Consider the following 20,259-nt stretch of genomic DNA (forward strand, 5'->3'; position numbering starts at 1 on the left):
CCGATTTAGGCGCGCAGCAAGTTTGACAGGCGCGGGTTGGGCTTTTTCGCGGCGCGGTAGATCAGCGCTATTTTACCGATAGCCTGTACTAGCTGTGCGCGGCTTCCCTCGCACAGTTGATCGATCAATTCGCGCCGCTCGCCTGGATCGGCAACATTGACTTTGACCTTGATCAGTTCGTGGTCCTCCAGGGCCCGCTCCAGTTCCTGCTCCACACCTTCACTCAAGCCTCGGTCGCCAATCATCACAACAGGGTTGAGTTTGTGGCCAATGCTGCGCAGATGTTTTTTGTCGCTGGCGGTGAGTGCTTCCATAGGTATCTAGCTTGTTGGTTTACGGGAGCGTTATTGTACGGGAAAGGTATACTGTTAGCGATACGCCCGTTTTGGGGCTCGGCTCGTTTACATACAAAAAAGGGAAATGCGGTGGCAAAACGATCTTCTTCTAGTGGTGCGTGGCTGAAAGAGCACTTTGATGACCACTACGTGAAGCGCTCCCAAAAGGAGGGCTATCGCTCGCGCGCCTGTTATAAGTTGCTGGAAATTCAAGAAAAAGACCGTCTGATAAAGCCTGGGATGTGTGTTGTTGATCTGGGCTGCGCGCCGGGTGGCTGGTCCCAGGTAGCGGCAGAACTGGTGGGCGACCGGGGGCGTGTATTGGCCTCAGATATTCTGCCGATGGATACACTGGCTGGCGTTGAGTTTATTCAGGGTGATTTTACCGAAGAGTCGGTATTCAACGAGCTGCTCGCCGCGCTGGGCGATCAGCGGGCCGACCTTGTAATTTCCGATATGGCCCCCAATATGAGTGGAGTGAAGGACGTGGATCAGCCCCGCTCTATGTATTTATGTGAGCTGGCCCTTGATATGGCAGCTCATGTGCTCCGCCCTGGTGGCGATTTCGTAACAAAGATATTCCAGGGCGAAGGCTTCGAGGCGTATTTTCGAGACATGCGCAGCCGCTTTGACAAGGTGATAACGCGCAAGCCGGCGGCGTCGCGGCCGCGCTCGCGTGAAGTTTATTTGCTGGGGCGTGGCCTCAAGGCCTAATGGTGCTGCGGCCATTTGTTCGTAGAGAGCGTGGAATTTCTGTAGTAGAGTGGGGTCTAGGACTGTGCGCCTGGCCAACTGGCTTTGCGCAGTGTGCGATATGAGGATCGGTTTTTGAACGACATGGCTAAAAATTTATTATTGTGGCTGGTTATCGCCGCAGTGTTGCTGACAGTATTTAATAACTTCAGCGTGCAATCGCCTACTGAGCAGCTCAATTACTCCCAGTTTATTACTGAGGTGCAAAACGAGCGTGTGCAAAAGGTGGTGATCGATGGCTTAGTCATTAGCGGCCAGCGTAACGATAATAGCCGGTTCGAAACCGTTCGTCCCTTGCTCGATGATCCCAAGCTGATTGACGACCTGCTGGAACACAATGTTGTTGTAGAAGGGCGCAAGCCTGAGCAGCAAAGCCTGTGGACGCAATTGCTGGTCGCCAGCTTCCCGATTTTAATTATTCTCGCGATCTTTATGTTTTTCATGCGCCAGATGCAAGGTGGCGCGGGTGGCGGCAAAGGCGGCCCGATGGCGTTTGGCAAAAGTAAGGCCAGACTGCTGAGTGAAGACCAGATTAAAACCACCTTTGCCGATGTTGCCGGTGTCGATGAGGCGAAGGAAGACGTACAGGAGTTGGTTGAGTTCCTGCGCGACCCCGGAAAATTCCAGCGTTTAGGCGGCCGAATCCCTCGCGGCGTATTGATGGTGGGGCCCCCGGGAACGGGTAAAACCCTGCTTGCCAAGGCGATTGCCGGTGAGGCAAAAGTCCCCTTCTTCTCGATTTCCGGTTCAGACTTTGTCGAGATGTTTGTCGGTGTAGGTGCTTCGCGTGTGCGGGACATGTTTGAACAGGCCAAAAAACAAGCACCCTGCATTATCTTTATCGATGAGATCGACGCCGTCGGCCGTCACCGTGGTGCCGGCATGGGCGGTGGTCACGATGAGCGTGAGCAAACCCTGAACCAGCTGCTGGTTGAGATGGACGGTTTTGAAGTTAATGATGGCGTTATCGTTATTGCCGCGACGAACCGCCCCGATGTGCTTGACCCGGCCCTGCTGCGCCCCGGGCGTTTTGACCGCCAGGTCGTGGTTGGTCTGCCCGATATTCGCGGACGTGAACAAATCCTGAAAGTACATATGCGCAAATTGCCGGTCGGTGACGATGTGGATGCCGCGGTTATTGCTCGCGGTACACCGGGTTTCTCGGGTGCTGATCTGGCGAACCTGGCAAACGAGGCGGCGCTGTTTGCCGCGCGGGCAAATTCGCGCCTGGTGACGATGGAACAGTTCGACCTGGCCAAAGACAAGATCATGATGGGCGCCGAGCGCAAATCGATGGTGATGTCGGAGAAGGAAAAGCTCAATACCGCTTACCACGAGGCCGGGCATGCCATTGTTGGCCGCGTTGTGCCTGAGCACGATCCCGTTTACAAGGTGAGTATTATTCCGCGTGGGCGCGCCCTGGGTGTGACCATGTTCTTGCCAGAGGAAGATCGCTACAGCCTGAGCCGTCGCCACATTATCAGCCAGATATGCTCGCTGTTTGGCGGTCGTATCGCTGAGGAGATGACGCTGGGTGCCGACGGCGTCACTACCGGGGCGTCGAACGATATTCAGCGTGCCACCGACATCGCGCGCAAAATGGTAACGAAGTGGGGCCTGTCAGAAAAAATGGGCCCACTGATGTACGACGATGCTGACGAAGAAGTCTTTTTGGGTCGCTCTGCCGCTCAGCCTGGTAAGGGTGTCTCCGGCGAGACAGCCAGACAGATCGATGAGGAAGTACGACGCATCATCGATGAGTGCTATGCCAAGGCGCAGAGCATTTTGGAAGAAAATCGCAGTAAGCTGGATATGATGGCTGAAGCATTGATGATGTACGAAACCATCGATGCCAAGCAGATCGACGACATTATGGCGGGGCGCAAGCCGCGCAGCCCAGCGGGCTGGGATGACGACCAAAATCGTCGCGGCGGCCAACAGCGCCCGGTGGTGGATGACGGAGCGGAAGAAGACGTCGAGCAGCCACGCAAGCGCGGCCCCGAAGACCCCTTTGTTGATTCGGTAAGCGATCATTGATCCCGATGGCTTTATCGAAGATTCCCGAATCGCCACAGCTGAGCTGTGGCGATCGCGTTTTAGACCTCTCGAAACCGCAGTTAATGGCGGTAATCAATGTCACTCCCGACTCGTTCTCCGATGGCGGGCGCTATTTCCGTGATGGCGGTTTGCACCTCGATACCCTGCTGAACCAGGTCGATGCGGCGCTGCGCGCCGGTGCCACCATGATTGATATTGGTGGTGAATCAACGCGCCCCGGCGCGGCGCCGATTTCCGAGGCGGAGGAGGTGGCGCGTGTGCTGCCCGCGGTAGAAGCGGTTGCGCGGCGATTTGATGTGGTGATTTCGGTGGATACCAGCACGGCTTCTGTGATCGCCGAATCGGCTTCGGCGGGGGCTGGGCTGATCAATGATGTGCGGGCTTTGCGTCGCGAAGGCGCGCTAGCGGCGGCTGCCGACTCCGGCCTGCCGGTTTGTTTGATGCATATGCGTGGCGAACCGGGGGATATGCAGCGTCAACCGCAGTACGAGGATGTCGTCACTGAGGTAGAGGCCTTCTTGCGTGAACGCGTAGCCGCCTGCGCCGACGCGGGAATACCAGCGGAGCGCTTACTGCTGGACCCCGGTTTTGGCTTTGGTAAGACGCTAGCCCACAACCTGGCCTTGTTCCGCCGCCTGCCGGAATTGTGCGCCTGGGGTTATCCGGTGTTGGTGGGAGTGTCGCGCAAGTCTATGGTGGGTGATATTACCGGACGAGCAGTTGCTGATCGTATGCCCGGTAGTATCACCCTGGCTGCTCTCGCTGCCGAGCGCGGCGCGGCCATCATTCGTGCCCACGATATCGCTGAAACGGCCGATGCCTTAGCCGTCGCCGCAGCGCTAAAAGGATTCTGATAATGACAAGAAAGTATTTCGGCACTGATGGTGTGCGCGGTCGAGTGGGGGAGTTTCCCATCACTCCCGAGTTTGTTCTGAAGCTGGGCTGGGCGGTTGGCCAGGTGTTCGCAAAAGAAGGCCGCAGCCGAGTGTTAATTGGTAAGGACACGCGGATTTCGGGGTATATGTTTGAGTCTGCGCTGGAAGCGGGCTTGGTGGCGGCAGGCGTAGATGTGCGTTTGCTGGGGCCAATGCCAACGCCGGCGATTGCCTATCTGACCCGTACCTTTAAGGGGCGCGCAGGGATTGTTATTAGTGCCAGCCACAATCCGTATTACGACAATGGTATCAAGTTCTTTTCGGCTGAAGGCAGTAAGTTGCCCGATGCGCTTGAAAGTGCAATCGAAGCGGCGATGGACCTGCCGATGACCACCGTCGATTCGTCGGCGCTGGGCAAGGTCAAGCGCATAGATGATGCAGCGGGCCGCTATATTGAATACTGCAAATCGACGGTCGGCTCCGACCTTTCCCTGAGCGGCCTTAAACTGGTTTTGGATTGCGCCCACGGCGCGACCTATCATGTGGCGCCAGCGGTGTTTGCCGAGCTGGGGGCCGAACTCGTAGTTATTGGTGCGGCGCCGGATGGCTTAAATATTAACGCCGGATATGGCTCGACCGACCCCAAAGCGCTGTGCGAGCGCGTGGTGGCAGAGAAGGCCGACTTGGGTATTGCCTTTGATGGCGATGGCGATCGCGTATTGTTTGTCGACAGCAATGGCGAACTGGTCGATGGCGATGAATTGCTGTACATCATTGCCGCGGATCAACACCGTCGCACGGGTCGCTGCGATGGTGTGGCGGGAACACTTATGTCCAACCTGGGCTTGGAGCTCGCGCTTGGCGAGCTTGGTATTCCCTTTGAGCGCGCCAACGTCGGCGATCGTTACGTGAAGGCATTAATGAATGAGCGAGGCTTCTCGCTGGGTGGTGAAAATTCGGGGCATATTATTTGCTCGGATGTGAGTACCACTGGCGACGGCGTAGTGGCTGCGCTGCAAGTACTGAAAGCCATGCAGACACAATCCGCTTCGCTCTCCACCTTGCGCGCGCCACTGCAGATGTTGCCGCAAGTGATGATAAACGTTCGTACAGCGGGTGCCTTCGACCTGAGTGACGCCGCGTTGCAGGCGGCAGTTGCTGATGTGGAGGCAGAGCTGGGTGATCGAGGGCGGGTATTGCTGCGTGCCTCGGGCACCGAGCCGTTGATTCGCGTCATGGTTGAAGGACATGACGAGCAGCAGGTACAGCGGCTCTGTAAGCAGTTGGCGCAGCGCGTTGAAAGCTTGGCAAGCTGATGTTGTATGTGTGTATAAGTTTATGTAAGATTGGCGCCCATTTTGCGCTAAGGGAAGTGCTATGCGGAGCAAACTGGTAGCAGGTAATTGGAAAATGCACGGAGATCGTGCGGCTATCGGTGAGTTGCTGACTGCCCTAAAAGCTGAATTACCCTCTGAGCCAAGCGTTGATATTGCCGTTTTCCCCAGTTCGGTTTATATCAACGACGCGATTAAGGTGCTCAAGGGAAGTCCGGTTGCCGTTGGTGCCCAGAATGTCTGTGAATACGCCGGTGAAGGTGCATACACGGGTGAGGTGTCGGCAGCCATGTTGGCCGATGTCGGTTGTCGCTATGTGATTGCCGGGCACTCTGAGCGCAGGGCGCTTTATGGTGAAAGTGACGCGCTTGTCGTCACAAAGGTCAAGCGCGCTCTCGATGTAGGCTTAACGCCGGTGCTGTGTGTGGGGGAATCGGAGTCTGAGCGCGAAGCCGGGCAAACCCTAGAAGTGGTTGCGCGTCAGCTGAATGCGCTTTGGGATCAACTGTCAGTAGCAGACTTGGGTTCCTTAATAGTGGCTTACGAGCCGGTGTGGGCAATTGGTACAGGTAAGACCGCCACCCCGGAGCAGGCGCAACAAGTACACGCGTTTATTCGCAGCGTGTTTGCCGAAAAAGATGCCAATCTCTCAAATGAGATGAGAATTCTTTATGGCGGTAGTGTAAAAGCGGCGAATGCTGCTGAGTTATTTAGCCAGGCTGATATCGATGGTGGCTTGGTCGGTGGCGCATCGTTGAATGCGCAGGAATTTTCCGCAATATGTCGGGCGGCGGAGTAAATGGAACAAATTATATTAGTTGTACATGTTTTGGCTGCGCTGGCCATTATCGGTTTGATCCTTGTTCAGCAGGGGAAAGGTGCCGATATGGGGGCGTCTTTTGGTGCAGGTGCATCGCAGACGTTGTTTGGCAGCGATGGTAGTGGTAATGTGCTGACCCGCGCGACCGCGATCCTGGCAACACTGTTCTTTGTAACCAGTTTGTCGTTGGCTTATGTGGCCAAGCAGCGCAGTGTCGTTGGTGAAGATATCATCGATGTACCTGTTCTGGAGGAGAGTCGCGAAGTGGCTCCAGTGCCTGAGGGTGACCTCCCTGAGGCGGCTGCGTCGGACATGCCGGCGATGAGCGACAGCGACATGCCCCAGGGGCAGTAAGTAGTAATAAAGCCGAAGTGGTGGAATTGGTAGACACGCTATCTTGAGGGGGTAGTGAGCTTAGCTCGTGCGGGTTCAAGTCCCGCCTTCGGCACCAAATACCGAAAAGGGAGTTGCAAGGCAGCTCCCTTTTTTTATGCCCCGTTGTCGCCATGATCGTGCGCCTGTATGTGGGTATTTGCCTGTGTTTATCTTGACCTGGTTCGGGCGACTGTCTATAATTTCGCCTCCTTGGAGCAGGTCAGTTCTGGTGGCGGCGAGAGTTTCCGTCATCGGGTGCGTAGGGCGACTCATCTGCTTTTATAGAAGTTTTTAAAAGCCCCTTACGTAGGGGCTTTTTCGTATCGTCGCGGTGTAGTTTGCGATGGTCGACAGGAAATTTCGATGGTGGGCCTTGGGCCCATTTTTTATTGGTGGGTAATTAATTTGTCAGCACAGCGCGACAAGCTAGAAGAAATGCTAAGGCCGGGCATCGAAGCCCTGGGGTTTGATTTGTGGGGGATTGAATACCAGTCCCACGCAAAGCGCAGCATGCTTCGCATTTATATTGATGCAGAGGCCGGTATTTCTGTTGATGATTGCGCCAAGGTCAGTCATCAGGTGAGCGGTGTTTTGGATGTCGAGGATCCGATTACTGGTGAGTACACGCTTGAGGTGTCTTCGCCGGGTATGGACCGCCCCTTGTATCGCTTAGAACAGTACGCTGAGTATATTGGCAGCGATATTAATATTCGCTTGCGCATCGCCTTTGAAGGGCGGCGCAAATTCCAAGGTCGCTTGGTAGCGATTGAGGGTGATGAAGTTGTTATTCAGCTTGATGGTCACGAGTACTTGTTGCCATTCGAGCAAATTGACAGAGCACAGATTGTCCCGAGTTTCTGACGGGCAATTAACCATAACAGCCGGCTACGGAATAGAGGCGGACGATGAGTAAAGAAATATTGCTGGTAGTTGAAGCAGTATCCAACGAGAAGGGGGTGTCTAAGGACATCATCTTCGAGGCGATGGAACAGGCTTTGGCCACTGCGACGAAGAAGCGCTATGAAGAAGACTCGGATATCCGTGTTGTAATTGATCGGGTGACCGGTGATTACGAGACCTTCCGTCGCTGGGAAGTAATGCCTGATGATGAAATGGCATTGCTCGGCACGCAGTTTACGCTCGAAGAGGCTCACGAGTGTGACCCGAGCCTTAAGGCTGGCGATGTATATGAAGAGCAAATTGAAAACGTCGGCTTTGGCCGAATTGCTGCGCAGACAGCCAAGCAGGTTATCGTGCAAAAAGTGCGCGAGGCCGAACGAGCGCAGGTTGTTGAAGAATACGCCGGTCGCGTCGGCGAGCTGATTAATGGCACGGTGAAAAAAGTCACCCGTGACAGCATTATTGTTGACCTTGGTAACAACGCCGAGGCCCTTCTGCCTCGAGAAGAGCTGGTGGGGCGGGAAGTTTTCCGCATCAATGACCGTGTGCGCGCCATTCTGCAAGACGTACGCCCGGAAGCGCGAGGCCCGCAGCTGTTCCTCAGCCGTGCATGCCCGGAAATGCTGATCGAACTCTTCAAAATTGAAGTGCCAGAAGTTTCTGAAGATGTGATCGAAATCCGCTCTGCTGCTCGTGACCCGGGTTCTCGCGCGAAGATCGCCGTTAAGACTAACGACGGCCGCATCGACCCGGTTGGTGCATGTGTCGGTATGCGTGGTTCGCGTGTGCAAGCCGTATCGGGTGAGCTCGGCAATGAGCGTGTTGACATTATCCTGTGGGACGACAACCCAGCGCAGCTGGTAATCAACGCGATGGCACCGGCTGAAGTTGAGTCGATCGTCGTCGACGAAGATACCAATACCATGGATGTGGGTGTTGCCGAGGATAACCTGGCGCAGGCCATCGGTCGTGCCGGACAGAATGTTCGACTGGCTAGTGAGCTGACGGGTTGGACGATCAACGTAATGAGCGTTGATGAGATGGCTGAGAAGCACGAGCAGGAATCTGGCCAGATTATCGAATCTTTCATGGAGAGCCTGGACGTCGGTGAAGATGTTGCCGAAGTACTTGTGGAAGAAGGCTTTACCACCCTTGAAGAGGTGGCCTACGTTCCGCTTGAAGAGATGATGGCGATCGAAGGTTTTGACGAAGAAATTGCTCAGGAATTGCGCGCGCGAGCCAAAGACGCGCTGCTGACTCAGGCAATTGCAAGTGAAGAACAACTGGATGCTGCTGAGCCGGCTGAAGACCTGTTGACGATGGATGGCATGGAGAAACACCTGGCCTTCATCCTCGCCAGCCGTGGCATTGTGACGATGGAAGATCTGGCTGAACAAGCTGTTGAAGATCTTCTCGATATTGAAGATATGACTGAAGAGCGGGCTGCTGAGCTGATTATGACTGCCCGTGCCCCCTGGTTTGCCGACGAAGACGAATCAGCAAGCTAAGCGAGTCGTACAGTTTAGGGAGATAATGAATGGCTGAAGTTACCGTGAGCCAGCTTGCCGAAGTTGTTGGCGCACCAGTAGAGCGTCTACTTAGGCAGATGAAAGAGGCCGGTTTGTCGCACAGCTCGGCGGAACAAAAGGTGTCCGACGAAGACAAGCAAACTCTGCTGACCTTTCTAAAGCGCAGCCACGGTGAGTCCACCGAGGGGCCGCGTAAAATTACCTTGAAGCGTAAGACCATCAGTACGCTAAAAACAGGTTCAGGTGCGGGCAAGAAAACTGTCAACATCGAAGTGCGCAAGAAGCGGACGTATGTAAAACGCGACCCTGCTGAGCTGGCCGCAGAGGCCGAGGAAGCGGCGCGTCTGGCTGCTGAAGCTGAGCAAGCGGAAGCTGCAGCCACTGAAGCGCCTGTCGAGGTTGCTGCTGAGCCGGAAGTCAAAGAAGAAGCGCCTGCAGCTGAGGTGCCTGAAACCGCAGCACCTCAAGAAACTGAGGTTGTCGAGGCGGCAGAGCCTGCACCCGAGCCTGAGCCCGAACCGGAAGCTGAGCCCGAACCAGAGCCAGTGGCAGAAGAGCCAGCGGCGGAAGCGGAACCCGAGCCGGAAGCGGAGCCTGAGGTGGCGGCCGCCCCTGTTCAGGATGAATACGTCGAAGAGGTTGTTGAAGAAGACCCTCGTGATATCGACCCGGAAATCCTGCGTCAGCGTGCAATCCTGCGCCGTAAAGAAGAGGAAGAGCGCGAGAAAGAGCGTCGTGCTGCTGTCTTAGCGGAGAAAAAGCGCGAAGAAGAAGAACGTGAGCGCAAGCGCAAAGAACGCGTTGAAACTGAGCAGAAGAAATCAGCCGGTCCCCGTCATTTGCGGGCCGCGCCAAGCAGCGATAATGACGATCGCGGCAAGGGCAAAAAAGGTAAAAAAGGCAAAGGTCGTCGCGACGATTTTGATAATGATCGCGGAGCCGGTCGCCGCAAGAAGAAAACGCTCAAACTGCCAGAAGATCAGCAGCGCCACGCCTTCCAGGCGCCCACTGAGAAGATCACCTACGAGGTGTCTATCGGTGAAACCAGCACCGCCAGTGAGCTGGCGGGGCAAATGAAGGTGAAAGCGGCTGAAGTAATTAAAGAGCTGATGAAAATGGGCATGATGGTGACCATTAATCAGCCTCTGGATCAGGAAACGGCGCAACTCGTTGTCGAAGAAATGGGCCACAAGGCCAAGATCGTTTCTGAAGATGCCGTGGAAGAGGCGTTGGAAGAAACGCTGGTTGCTCAGACGGGTGAGGGTACCCTGAAGACGCGCGCTCCGGTAGTGACCGTAATGGGTCACGTTGACCACGGTAAAACCTCTCTGCTGGACTATATTCGCAAGGCAAAAGTGGCCAGTGGCGAAGCGGGTGGTATTACCCAGCACATTGGTGCTTACCATGTGGAAACTGGTCACGGCATGATCACTTTCCTCGATACTCCAGGACACGCGGCCTTTACGGCAATGCGTGCCCGCGGTGCGAAAAGTACCGACATTGTTATCTTGGTAGTTGCGGCTGACGATGGTGTTATGCCGCAAACCGAAGAGGCAATTGCCCACGCTCGTGCAGCCGAAGTGCCGCTGGTAGTTGCGGTTAACAAAATGGACAAAGAGGGCGCCGATCCCGAGCGGGTGAAAACCGAACTCTCTCAGAAAGAGGTTATCTCTGAAGAGTGGGGCGGTGATACACAGTTCTGCTATGTGTCTGCACACAGCGGTGAGGGCATTGATGCTCTGTTGGATGCCGTGCTGCTGCAAGCTGAACTGCTAGAGCTTAAAGCCGCTGACGATATTCCTGCTCAGGGTATGGTGATTGAGTCGCGCCTTGATAAAGGTCGCGGTGCCGTGGCTTCAGTGCTGGTGCAGCAAGGTCAGCTCAAGCAAGGTGATATTGTTCTGGCCGGTCAGTGCTATGGCCGTGTTCGGGCGATGCTGGACGAGAACGGTAAACCGGTTAAGCAAGCCGGGCCATCGATCCCCGTCGAGATTCTCGGCTTGGATGGTACGCCTGAAGCGGGCGATGGCTTTGTGGTGGTTGAAAATGATCGCCGGGCGCGTGAAGTGGCTGACTTCCGTCAGGTGCGCGAGCGCGAGCAGCGTATCAAGCGTCAACAAGCTGCCAAACTGGATCGCATGTTTGAAAGCATGGAAGCCGGTGATCGCAAGACTCTGAACGTCGTGCTAAAAGCCGATGTGCGCGGTTCGCTCGAGGCTATCCAGGCGTCATTGCTGGATCTTGGTAATGACGAAGTAAACGTCAATATTGTGACCGGCGGTGTAGGCGGTATCACGGAGTCTGACGTGAATCTGGCGATGACCTCCGAGTCGGTGATGTTTGGCTTTAACGTACGTGCTGACGGCAGTGCGCGGAAGTTGGCGGAAAGCGAAGGTATCGACCTGCGCTACTACAGCGTCATCTATGATTTGATCGACGATGTGAAGTCGGCATTGAGCGGTATGCTCAGCCCAGAAATGCGCGAAGAAATTGTGGGTATTGCCGAAGTGCGTGACGTATTCCGTTCGCCGAAGTTTGGTGACATCGCCGGCTGTATGGTCGTCGAGGGTACGGTTTATCGCAGCAAGCCGATCCGCGTTCTGCGCGACGATGTGGTGATATACGAGGGTGAACTTGAGTCCCTGCGTCGCTTTAAAGACGATGCGAACGAAGTGAAGAACGGTCTTGAGTGCGGTATCGGCGTTAAGAACTACAAAGACGTTCGTCCCGGCGACAAGATCGAAGTGTTCGAGGTGAAAGAAATTGCCCGGTCACTGTAAGGCATTGCAAGAGCGGGAGGCACGCTAATGAAAGAATTTAGTCGTACCGCCCGCATCGCCGACTTTTTGAAGCGAGAGCTGGGCAGCTTGATCCAGCTTGAACTTCGCGACCCACGCATTGGTATGGTGAGTGTCACGGACGCTGAAGTGAGCCGTGATCTGAGTCATGCGAAAATTTTCGTGACGGTCATGGGTAAAGACAATGCCGAGGAAGCCGCTGAGTCATTGGCGGCGCTCAACAAGGCTGCAGGTTTTTTACGCAGCCATGTTGCCAAGGTAAATAATGCTCGTACAACGCCGCAGTTGCGGTTCTTCTACGACTCTTCTATTGATCGAGGTCAGCGTTTGAGTTCGCTCATTCAGCAGGCCGTCGATTCCGATCGCAGCCGCCAGGCCGATAACGACGACGAGGCCTGAGCTTGGGGCGTCGTCGAAAAGGCCGCGCGGTCAGCGGCATCCTTGTGTTGGATAAGCCGCTGGAGCGCAGCTCGAACTCTGCCATGATTGTGGCTCGAGCGATCTACAAAGCAGCAAAGGCCGGCCATACCGGGGCGCTCGATCCGCTAGCCAGCGGCGTTTTACCGATTTGCTTCGGTGAGGCGACGAAGTTTTCCCAGTACCTCCTCGATGCTGATAAGGTTTATCGCACTACGGTTGTGCTCGGCGAGCAGCGCAGCACTGGCGATGCCGAGGGTGAGGTCGTTGCCATTACCGATGCTAGCTTTCTTTCTGAGGCCGACGTCGAGGCAGTGCTGCCGGAATTTCGTGGAGAGATTCTGCAGGTGCCGCCAATGCACTCCGCCCTCAAAAAAGACGGCAAACCGCTCTATGAGCTGGCGCGTAAAGGCGTTGAAGTTGAGCGTGAGGCGCGCCCTGTTACCATCAGTCGCCTCGAGCTTGAGGGATTTCGGCCCGGCGCGCGTGCTGAAGTCGACCTGTTGGTTCACTGTAGCAAGGGCACCTATATTCGCTCACTCGCCGAAGACATTGGCGCGGCGCTGACGGTAGGCGGTTATGTCTCCGCCCTCCGGCGTGTGCAGGCAGGGCCCTTCGATGAGTCTCAGGCCTTGGATTTCGATGCGCTGCAGCCATTGCGTGACCGGGAGGCATTTGACGAGCTTGACGCCTTGTTGCTGCCCTTGGACACCGCCTTGAGCCATATCCCGGCGGCGCGGCTCGGTGAGGTCGCCGCTGGCTTTTTGCGCAACGGTCAGGCGGTATTTGTGCCGCAGTTGCCTGCTGGAGAGTTGTTCCGCTTATACGAAACCACGCCATCTGGCCCGGTTTTTATGGGCTTGGGTGAATTGTTGGCCGACGGGCGCATTACGCCTCGTCGTTTGCTGGCAAATATGTGATAATACGCCGCTGGTTTTTGCGATGTATTGCGTGAGGCCAGTTGTAAAGTTTGACGAGGCCCGAAGGGTTTCCAAACCTGTCTGTAGATATGCACGGTCAGGCTTGCTTATTCACGCATATCAGTAAGAGGAAATTATTATGGCACTATCTGCCGCAGAAAAAGCTGAAGTTGTAAAACAGTACCAAACTGCCGAAGGCGACACTGGTTCGCCAGAAGTGCAAGTTGCACTGTTGACGGTAAACATCAACAAGTTGCAGGGTCACTTTGAAGGCCACAAAAAGGATCACCACTCTCGCCGTGGTTTGATCCGCATGGTAAACCAGCGTCGTAAATTGCTGGACTACCTGAAACGCAAAGACCAAGAGCGTTACAGCAAACTGATTAAAAGTTTGGGTCTGCGTCGCTAAAAGAAGAATAAGTGAGGGGGCCGCAGGCCCCCTCATACTTTTTGTAACCCCTGTTTAGGGAGGAAATAATTCGTGAATCCCGTTTCTAAAACGTTCCAGTGGGGCGGTCAAACCGTTACATTGGAAACCGGCCGTGTTGCCCGTCAGGCAAGTGGCGCGGTGCTCGTCACCATCGAGCAAACTCAAGTTCTGTGTACCGTGGTTGCAGCAAAGGCTGCCAAGCCCGGTCAGGACTTTTTCCCCTTGTCTGTGCATTACCAAGAGCGTGCTTACTCCGTCGGTAAAATCCCCGGTGGTTTCTTCAAGCGCGAAGGTCGTCCCTCTGAGAAAGAAACGCTGACGTCGCGTTTGATCGACCGTCCGATTCGTCCGTTATTCCCCAATGGGTTTAAAAATGAGGTGCAGGTTGTTTGTACCGTCATGTCGTCTGAGAAAGACGTTGACCCGGATATCGCGGCACTGATCGGTACGTCGGCCGCGCTGGCGGTATCGGGTGTTCCTTTTGCTGGCCCTATCGGTGCAGCTCGCGTGGGCTTCACCGCAGAAGATGGCTATATCCTCAACCCGAGCTACAGCCAGCTGAGCACAAGCCTGCTGGACATGGTTGTTGCGGGCACTGAAGACGCCGTTCTGATGGTTGAATCAGAAGCGCAAGAGCTGAGCGAAGATCAAATGCTGGGTGCGGTATTGTACGCCCACCAGGAAATGCAAGCTGCCGTTAAAGTGATTAAAGAGCTGGCCGCTGAAGCGGGCAAGCCCACTTGGGACTGGCAGCCTGAGCCCGAGAACACCGCGCTGATGGCCGCTGTTGCCGATGGCTTTAAAGGTGGTTTGGGTGAGGCCTACCGCATTACCGACAAAATGGAGCGCTACGCCAAAGTGGGCGAGCTGCGCGACCAAGCCGTTGAGCAGCTGGCTTCTGGTGATGACGCCGAGTTTGATGCTGAAGACGTGAAAGCGGTATTCGGTAAGCTGGAGAAACAAATTGTTCGTCAACGTATCCTCAATGGCGAGCCACGCATCGACGGTCGCGATGGCCGCACTGTGCGACCCATTAGCGTAGAAGTGGGCATGCTGAACAAGGCCCACGGTTCTGCCCTTTTCACTCGTGGTGAAACTCAGGCCATTGGTGTTGCGACGCTGGGTACCACTCGTGACGCACAGCTCATCGATGCTCTGGAAGGTGAGCGTAAAGACAACTTCATGCTGCACTACAACTTCCCTCCTTACTCGGTGGGCGAGTGTGGTCGCATGGGTGGCACAGGCCGCCGCGAAATCGGTCACGGCCGCTTGGCTCGTCGTGGTTTGGCTGCGGTACTGCCCACGGCTGAAGAATTCCCTTACACCATTCGCGTGGTGTCTGAAATTACTGAATCCAATGGTTCTAGCTCCATGGCGTCAGTGTGCGTTGGCAGCCTGTCGCTGATGGATGCCGGTGTGCCGCTGAAAGCGCCCGTTGCTGGTATTGCCATGGGTCTGGTTAAAGAGGGTGAGCGCTTCGCGGTACTGACCGATATCCTGGGTGATGAGGATCACCTCGGTGATATGGACTTTAAAGTTGCCGGTACAGCCGACGGTGTTACTGCATTGCAGATGGACATCAAGATCGAAGGCATTACGCAAAAGATCATGGAAGTCGCGCTGGAGCAAGCGCAACAAGCGCGCTTGCACATCCTGGGTCAGATGAATCAGGTGCTGTCGGTGTCTCGCGACGGCGTGTCGGACAATGCCCCCAGCATGCACGTGATGAAGGTCGACTCTGACAAGATTCGCGACATTATCGGTAAAGGCGGCGCAACCATTCGCGGTATTTGCGAAGAGACTGAAGCGCAAATCGATATTGAAGATGATGGCACCGTGCGTGTTTACGGTTCTGACGCTGCATCTCGCGATGCTGCAGTGGAGCGCATTCTCGCTATTACTGCAGAGGCTGAAGTCGGTGAAACGTACGTTGGCACTGTCGCGCGTATCGTCGACTTCGGGGCCTTTGTTAATATCCTGCCCGGCAAGGATGGTCTGGTACATATCTCGCAAATCTCGGAAGAGCGTGTTGAGAATGTCAGCGACTACTTGAAAGAAGGTCAGGAAGTTAAAGTTAAAGTCCTGGATGTCGATCAGCGTGGTCGCATTAAACTTTCTATGAAAGAAGTTGAAGCAGAAGAGGCCGCCGCTCCCGAAGCGGAATAAGTGCTCTCGCTGTGAACGAAACCCCGCCTCGGTGGGGTTTTTTTATGCGTGAGATAAAGTCATTTTTATATAGTGTGACATAGCAGAGATTGCCGCTAGACAAGCTTGAAGGCTGTGATAACCTCGACATGCAGTTTGATGGAATGCAAACAACAACAAGAGGAAATCCTATGAAAAAAGTAATGATGGCAACGGCTTTTTTGGCGGCATCTAGTGCAAGTTTCGCTGTCGCTCCGGGTGGCCCAAATTGCGGTTGGGGGAATATGCTATTCTCAGGCCAGTCTGGACTGGCATCTCACTTCCTGGCTTCATGGACTAATGGTACCTCCGGTAATGCGACTTTCGGTATGACCTCTGGCACCAACGGTTGTTCAGCCGACGGCACGCTGACATATGGCGGTAAGTCGATGGTGAACGTCGGTCAGATCATGGACGAGTTTTCTGAAGACGTCGCGCGTGGTGAAGGCGAGGCCCTGACGGCCGTTGCTGTGTCTTTTGGCATTGCCGAGGAAGACCGCGGAGTATTTAAAACCACACTGCATAATAATTTCGACAGCCTGTTCCCCTCGGCTGACGTGAATGCGGAATCTGTGATGAATTCAATTGTGGAATTGATGAAGCAGGATAAGCAGCTGGCGAAGTACGTTTCCTAATTGCTTGGCATTAGCGTTACCTTAACGGCCCCGAGGGGCCGTTTTGTGTTTATGGAAGAAATAAAATATGAGAGCGAAGCTAAAACAAGCTCTGACTATATTGCTGGGTATGTGCGCCAGCTCAGCGGTGTTTGCGGCCACGACAGAGTCGCTGCAGGCGTATGCCGCGGAGCCACAGTGGCGCGCGTTGCTGCACTTCCCAAAGTCATCGACAGGCCCGAGCTATGTCGACGACCCGCGCTTTTTTCTGGCTGAGACTGGCCGGAGTAGTCCACTTGCAGAACTGACAGAAACGCTTGCGGCGTTTTCAGCGGAACCGTCGTTGCGATGCCGCTATCCTGCGCGAGAGCAATGGCTGGTCGAAAAAAAGCTGTTGGCACCGGCCGCTCAGCACTGCGACGAATATCGGCAATGGCGTGACAAGCTTAATGTGGACGCGGTTGTTTTAGTGCTCGCCTCAAGTTATTTGAACAGCCCCTCATCGATGTATGGACATACCTTTTTGCGATTGGACCCTGCGGGTGAGCGCGGCGACAGCGATTTCCTCTCGTATGCGTTAAATTTCGGCGCGAATATCCCGCCCGGTGAGAACGATTTGCTCTACGCCTACCGAGGCTTATTTGGTGGCTACCCAGGGCTGTTCAGTATGCAGCCTTACTATCAGAAAATTCAGGAATATACCCGCCTGGAAAATCGCGATATGTGGGAGTATCGACTGACATTAGCGGATGACGAAATAGAGCGTTTACTCAGTCATGTGTGGGAGTTGCGCAATGTTAACTTCGACTATTTTTTCTTTGACGAAAACTGTTCCTATCGCTTGTTGGAGCTATTGGAAGTTGCGCGTCCCGGTCTGGATCTAACGAGCCCCTTCGAATATGCCGCAATGCCAGTGGACACGGTGCGCGAAGTCGTTGACGCTGGATTGGTCGGTCAGATTGATTACCGGCCATCAAAGCGGCTGGAGTTAGATACCTTAACGGCTGCTCTCAGTGCCGAGCAAAGAGTCTGGGTTCGCCAATTGGCCGATGGTGACAGGGAAGACTTAGCGGATACCGGCCTGGATGCCGACGCTCAGCGAGCAACCTACCTGGCCGCTTATCGATACTTGCGTTATCGACTGAACACGGCTCCGCGAACCACTGAAATGGCGGCGCGGAGTCTTCGCTTACTCCGTGGTGCACGTAAGCCTGGAGGCTTCAGCGCGCCGGTAGTCAGCACGCCGCCGCGACCGGAGCGTGGGCACAGAACGTCAATGTTCGGCTTGGGCGTGGGTTATCGAGAATTTTCCGAGCAGGGGCCTGCGGGGAACGAGGCGTTGGAGTATGTCGATCTGAATTGGCGGATTAGTTATCACGATGCCCTGGATGCTATGGCGGGCTATCCTGAGGGAGCCAGCTTGGTAATGGGTAACTTGGCGTTGCGGTGGCAGGATCAGGAAGGCGTGCGTTTGCAACGCTTCGACCTCGTCGATATCCGTTCCTTGTCTCCTCGGGGAGAGTTCTTTTCACCGATCAGCTGGCAGGTTCAACTGGGGTTGGAGCGCTTGGATGATGCCCCCAGTCAGCCGCTTGTTGCGCAGATTAATGCCAGCGGCGGCGGGACCTGGCCAGTGATGAAAGGCGTGGCCTACCTGATGCCGGCATTGCGTTTTGAATATAACGCGGATTTTCGCGAGGACTGGCGGTTGGCGCCTGGCATCAATATTGGCCAGCTTTGGCAAGGAACCAAGTATTCTGCCGAGATAGCAGGCCAGTGGCAGGACTTCTCCGGCGCCGGAGAAAGGAAGGTCCTTAAACTCAGCGGGAATTATGCATGGTCTGCCGATAGCAGTTTGCGCTTGAGTATCGACTATCGAGACCAGCCTTGGGGGCATTCTCACGGAGTAGCGCTATCATGGCGTCAGCATTTTTAGGCCGTGCGGCGGCGTTGTGTCTCGCCGTTGTTTTATTAAGTGGCTGCGAGGCGCTGTTATTTTTTCCTCAGCAGCAGTTGCTGCGCACGCCGGAAGATGTCGGCCTTGTGTATCAGGATGTGCGAATCCCTGTCGGAAATACAGCGCTCCACGGCTGGTGGCTGCCAGCTGAGCAGCCCCGCGCAACGCTGTTATTCAGCCACGGTAATGCCGAGAATATCAGTACCCACTTGGCGAGTGTGTATTGGTTGCCGAAAGAGGGCGTCAATGTTCTGTTAATTGACTATCGCGGCTTCGGTAAATCCGAGGGGGTGCCCAGTGTGGCGGCGGCGGTAGAAGATGTACGCGCAAGCTGGCAGTGGTTGTTGGCTGAGCAGGGGGATTGGCCCTTGTTTGGATTGGGGCAGAGCTTAGGGGCAAGTCTGATGGCTGCCGCGACTGCGCGAGAGGCCGAGGCGCTTACGGGGCATATTGCCGGGCTGGTGCTCGATGCCGGTTTTACTCGCTATTCTGCTGTGGCGAGAGAGCAGGCTGCTAAGAGCCCCCTTACCTGGTTGTTGCAGTGGCCGGTTGGCTGGGCCATGCCATCGGGTTTTGATCCCATCGATGCCCTGTTATCGCTGCCGCCAGCGCCGGTGCTGATTATTCACGGCCGACGCGACCCGGTGATTGCTCTGCATCATGCGCAGCAGTTACATGAACAAGCCAAACCGCCAAAGTCACTTTACGTATACGACGGCGGTCACATTGAAAGTTTTCATCGCGCTGCCACGCGGCAGCGCCTACTGGATTTTATTGATGAGAGCGTAGGGCGCTAAGCTGCGCGAACCGACGCCGTCAGTGTTGGTGTCCGCCCTCACCATGAGCGTGACCGTGCTCACGCTCCTCCGCGGTGGCGGCGCGCACTGAGTCGATATGAATGGTAAAGGTAAGGGTTTTACCCGCCAGTGGGTGGTTGGTGTCCACGTCGACAGAGAATTTGCCCACCTTCACTACGGTAGCGCTGCGGCTGCCCTGGTCAGTATTGAAACGCACGATTTGGCCCACACGTAATTTACCCTCGTGCTTCAAATACTTGGCAGGAATGCGTTGCTGTTTACCCTCTTGCACTACGCCGTAGGCTTGCTCGGGCGGAAGCGTGACTTCAAAGTCATCGCCGGCTTGGCGTTTGCTGAAGGCTTTTTCCAGGCCGGGAATAATATTGTTAGCACCGTGTAAATAGAGGGTGGGCGTCTCGCCAAAATTACTTTCCAATACACCGCCGCTGCTGTCGCGCAGCTCATAGTGGAAGGCCACCACACAATTAGTATCGATTTCCATACATCCCCCTGCAATCATCACTGCCACGGCTCGCTAGAGCATTTGCCGCGTATAATAAGTGCTGATGAGGGCTTAGGGTAGAAAAACAAGAAAGGAGTTCGAGAATATGGGAGAGGTCGTTAAATTTGCGCCACGCAAGCCGCGCAAACAAAGCAGCCTGTGCCGGGAAGGCCACCATAAGTGGAAGGTGGAAAAGCGTACGCAGTTTGATGTAAAGCAGGGACGGTTGGTGAGTGTTTATAAGTGTGAGCGCTGTGGGTTGACTAAAACCCGCGCCGACTAAGCGGCGTGAGTTTAGTGTGCGAGTTCTTCGTCGAGCTCGGCGCTGATCAGTGCCAACCAGTTTTGGGCCTCGTCATGGCCTTCCACCGCTTTCACCACGCATGCGATCCCTAGCAGGTGCTCCATGAGGAGTTTTCGCATTGGAACGTTGTTCTCTGAGGCTTGTTCCTGTAGAAACAAGAACGCCTGTGCGCTAATGTCGTCGATCTGCATCTGCTGAGTGTTTTCTCGATACTCTGACAGCGTGACTACTTTTGACATTGCCATTTCGCAATCCTCTTGTGACATGGCAAAAGTATATGACGGCACCGCGGTGTAAGCGCTTCGTAATTACACGTATGGGGCATTCTGCGGGAATGCTGAACATTTGAGGAACTGG

Annotated in this window: 20 protein-coding genes and 1 tRNA gene; 18 read left to right on the plus strand and 3 right to left on the minus strand. The window is 55.1% G+C overall.

Annotation, left to right across the window (positions count from 1 at the left end):
• Positions 1 to 5: 5 nt before the first annotated feature.
• Positions 6 to 314 (minus strand): ribosome assembly RNA-binding protein YhbY, encoded by a 309-nt coding sequence (gene yhbY, locus HNR64_RS08880; RefSeq protein WP_204996148.1) that lies wholly within the window; start codon positions 312 to 314, stop codon positions 6 to 8.
• 111 nt (positions 315 to 425) lie between these two features.
• Between yhbY and rlmE the strand changes: the two genes are divergently transcribed.
• From rlmE to HNR64_RS08965, 17 genes are all read left to right on the plus strand, one after another.
• Positions 426 to 1,049, plus strand: a complete 624-nt coding sequence (rlmE, locus tag HNR64_RS08885; RefSeq protein WP_204996149.1) for a 23S rRNA (uridine(2552)-2'-O)-methyltransferase RlmE — start codon at positions 426 to 428, stop codon at positions 1,047 to 1,049.
• Positions 1,050 to 1,172: 123 nt separating this feature from the next.
• A complete protein-coding gene (gene ftsH, locus HNR64_RS08890; RefSeq protein ID WP_204996332.1) occupies positions 1,173 to 3,125 on the plus strand; it encodes an ATP-dependent zinc metalloprotease FtsH in 1,953 nt (650 codons plus the stop codon).
• Positions 3,126 to 3,130: 5 nt separating this feature from the next.
• Entirely contained in the window at positions 3,131 to 4,000 is an 870-nt protein-coding gene (gene folP, locus HNR64_RS08895) for a dihydropteroate synthase (protein WP_239547742.1), read from the plus strand.
• 2 nt (positions 4,001 to 4,002) lie between these two features.
• Positions 4,003 to 5,337, plus strand: coding sequence for a phosphoglucosamine mutase (gene glmM / locus HNR64_RS08900; protein WP_239547743.1), 1,335 nt, complete (start codon positions 4,003 to 4,005; stop codon positions 5,335 to 5,337).
• A 61-nt stretch (positions 5,338 to 5,398) separates the two neighbouring features.
• Positions 5,399 to 6,154 (plus strand): triose-phosphate isomerase, encoded by a 756-nt coding sequence (gene tpiA / locus HNR64_RS08905; RefSeq protein ID WP_204996151.1) that lies wholly within the window; start codon positions 5,399 to 5,401, stop codon positions 6,152 to 6,154.
• On the plus strand, positions 6,155 to 6,529 hold the full coding sequence (gene secG, locus HNR64_RS08910) for a preprotein translocase subunit SecG (RefSeq protein WP_204996153.1): 375 nt from the start codon (positions 6,155 to 6,157) through the stop codon (positions 6,527 to 6,529).
• 11 nt (positions 6,530 to 6,540) lie between these two features.
• Positions 6,541 to 6,626: transfer RNA gene (locus HNR64_RS08915), tRNA-Leu, on the plus strand.
• Between the two features lie 329 nt (positions 6,627 to 6,955).
• Positions 6,956 to 7,411: a ribosome maturation factor RimP gene (gene rimP / locus HNR64_RS08920; RefSeq protein ID WP_204996155.1), complete on the plus strand. Its 456-nt coding sequence runs from the start codon at positions 6,956 to 6,958 to the stop codon at positions 7,409 to 7,411.
• A gap of 44 nt (positions 7,412 to 7,455) precedes the next feature.
• Positions 7,456 to 8,958, plus strand: coding sequence for a transcription termination factor NusA (nusA, locus tag HNR64_RS08925; protein WP_204996156.1), 1,503 nt, complete (start codon positions 7,456 to 7,458; stop codon positions 8,956 to 8,958).
• A gap of 29 nt (positions 8,959 to 8,987) precedes the next feature.
• Positions 8,988 to 11,759, plus strand: coding sequence for a translation initiation factor IF-2 (gene infB, locus HNR64_RS08930; protein WP_204996157.1), 2,772 nt, complete (start codon positions 8,988 to 8,990; stop codon positions 11,757 to 11,759).
• Positions 11,760 to 11,786: 27 nt separating this feature from the next.
• Positions 11,787 to 12,176 (plus strand): 30S ribosome-binding factor RbfA, encoded by a 390-nt coding sequence (gene rbfA, locus HNR64_RS08935; protein ID WP_036256379.1) that lies wholly within the window; start codon positions 11,787 to 11,789, stop codon positions 12,174 to 12,176.
• 2 nt (positions 12,177 to 12,178) lie between these two features.
• Positions 12,179 to 13,114, plus strand: coding sequence for a tRNA pseudouridine(55) synthase TruB (truB, locus tag HNR64_RS08940; protein WP_204996158.1), 936 nt, complete (start codon positions 12,179 to 12,181; stop codon positions 13,112 to 13,114).
• Positions 13,115 to 13,253: 139 nt separating this feature from the next.
• Positions 13,254 to 13,523, plus strand: a complete 270-nt coding sequence (gene rpsO, locus HNR64_RS08945; protein ID WP_027874146.1) for a 30S ribosomal protein S15 — start codon at positions 13,254 to 13,256, stop codon at positions 13,521 to 13,523.
• 72 nt (positions 13,524 to 13,595) lie between these two features.
• The gene (gene pnp / locus HNR64_RS08950; protein WP_204996159.1) at positions 13,596 to 15,710 is read left to right on the plus strand and encodes a polyribonucleotide nucleotidyltransferase; all 2,115 of its coding nucleotides are present in this window, start codon (positions 13,596 to 13,598) and stop codon (positions 15,708 to 15,710) included.
• Between the two features lie 170 nt (positions 15,711 to 15,880).
• Positions 15,881 to 16,363: a DUF3015 domain-containing protein gene (locus tag HNR64_RS08955; RefSeq protein ID WP_204996160.1), complete on the plus strand. Its 483-nt coding sequence runs from the start codon at positions 15,881 to 15,883 to the stop codon at positions 16,361 to 16,363.
• A gap of 67 nt (positions 16,364 to 16,430) precedes the next feature.
• Positions 16,431 to 18,278: an Lnb N-terminal periplasmic domain-containing protein gene (locus HNR64_RS08960; protein WP_204996161.1), complete on the plus strand. Its 1,848-nt coding sequence runs from the start codon at positions 16,431 to 16,433 to the stop codon at positions 18,276 to 18,278.
• Positions 18,260 to 19,096 carry an alpha/beta hydrolase gene (locus tag HNR64_RS08965; RefSeq protein WP_204996162.1) on the plus strand — a complete coding sequence of 279 codons (837 nt, stop codon included), beginning with the start codon at positions 18,260 to 18,262 and terminating at the stop codon, positions 19,094 to 19,096. The genes HNR64_RS08960 and HNR64_RS08965 overlap by 19 nt, the downstream gene beginning before the upstream one ends.
• A gap of 19 nt (positions 19,097 to 19,115) precedes the next feature.
• Here the strand turns inward: HNR64_RS08965 and HNR64_RS08970 are convergent, their stop codons facing one another.
• On the minus strand, positions 19,116 to 19,598 hold the full coding sequence (locus HNR64_RS08970; protein ID WP_204996163.1) for an FKBP-type peptidyl-prolyl cis-trans isomerase: 483 nt from the start codon (positions 19,596 to 19,598) through the stop codon (positions 19,116 to 19,118).
• Positions 19,599 to 19,704: 106 nt separating this feature from the next.
• On the opposite strand from HNR64_RS08970, the gene HNR64_RS08975 reads away from it, so the two are divergent.
• On the plus strand, positions 19,705 to 19,881 hold the full coding sequence (locus tag HNR64_RS08975; RefSeq protein ID WP_027874142.1) for a hypothetical protein: 177 nt from the start codon (positions 19,705 to 19,707) through the stop codon (positions 19,879 to 19,881).
• Positions 19,882 to 19,892: 11 nt separating this feature from the next.
• On the opposite strand, the gene HNR64_RS08980 is transcribed toward HNR64_RS08975, so the two are convergent.
• Positions 19,893 to 20,147, minus strand: coding sequence for a hypothetical protein (locus HNR64_RS08980; RefSeq protein ID WP_027874141.1), 255 nt, complete (start codon positions 20,145 to 20,147; stop codon positions 19,893 to 19,895).
• Between the last annotated feature and the right edge of the window lie 112 nt (positions 20,148 to 20,259).

The organism is Spongiibacter marinus, from assembly GCF_016906995.1.
In the GTDB taxonomy this organism is placed as follows: domain Bacteria; phylum Pseudomonadota; class Gammaproteobacteria; order Pseudomonadales; family Spongiibacteraceae; genus Spongiibacter; species Spongiibacter marinus.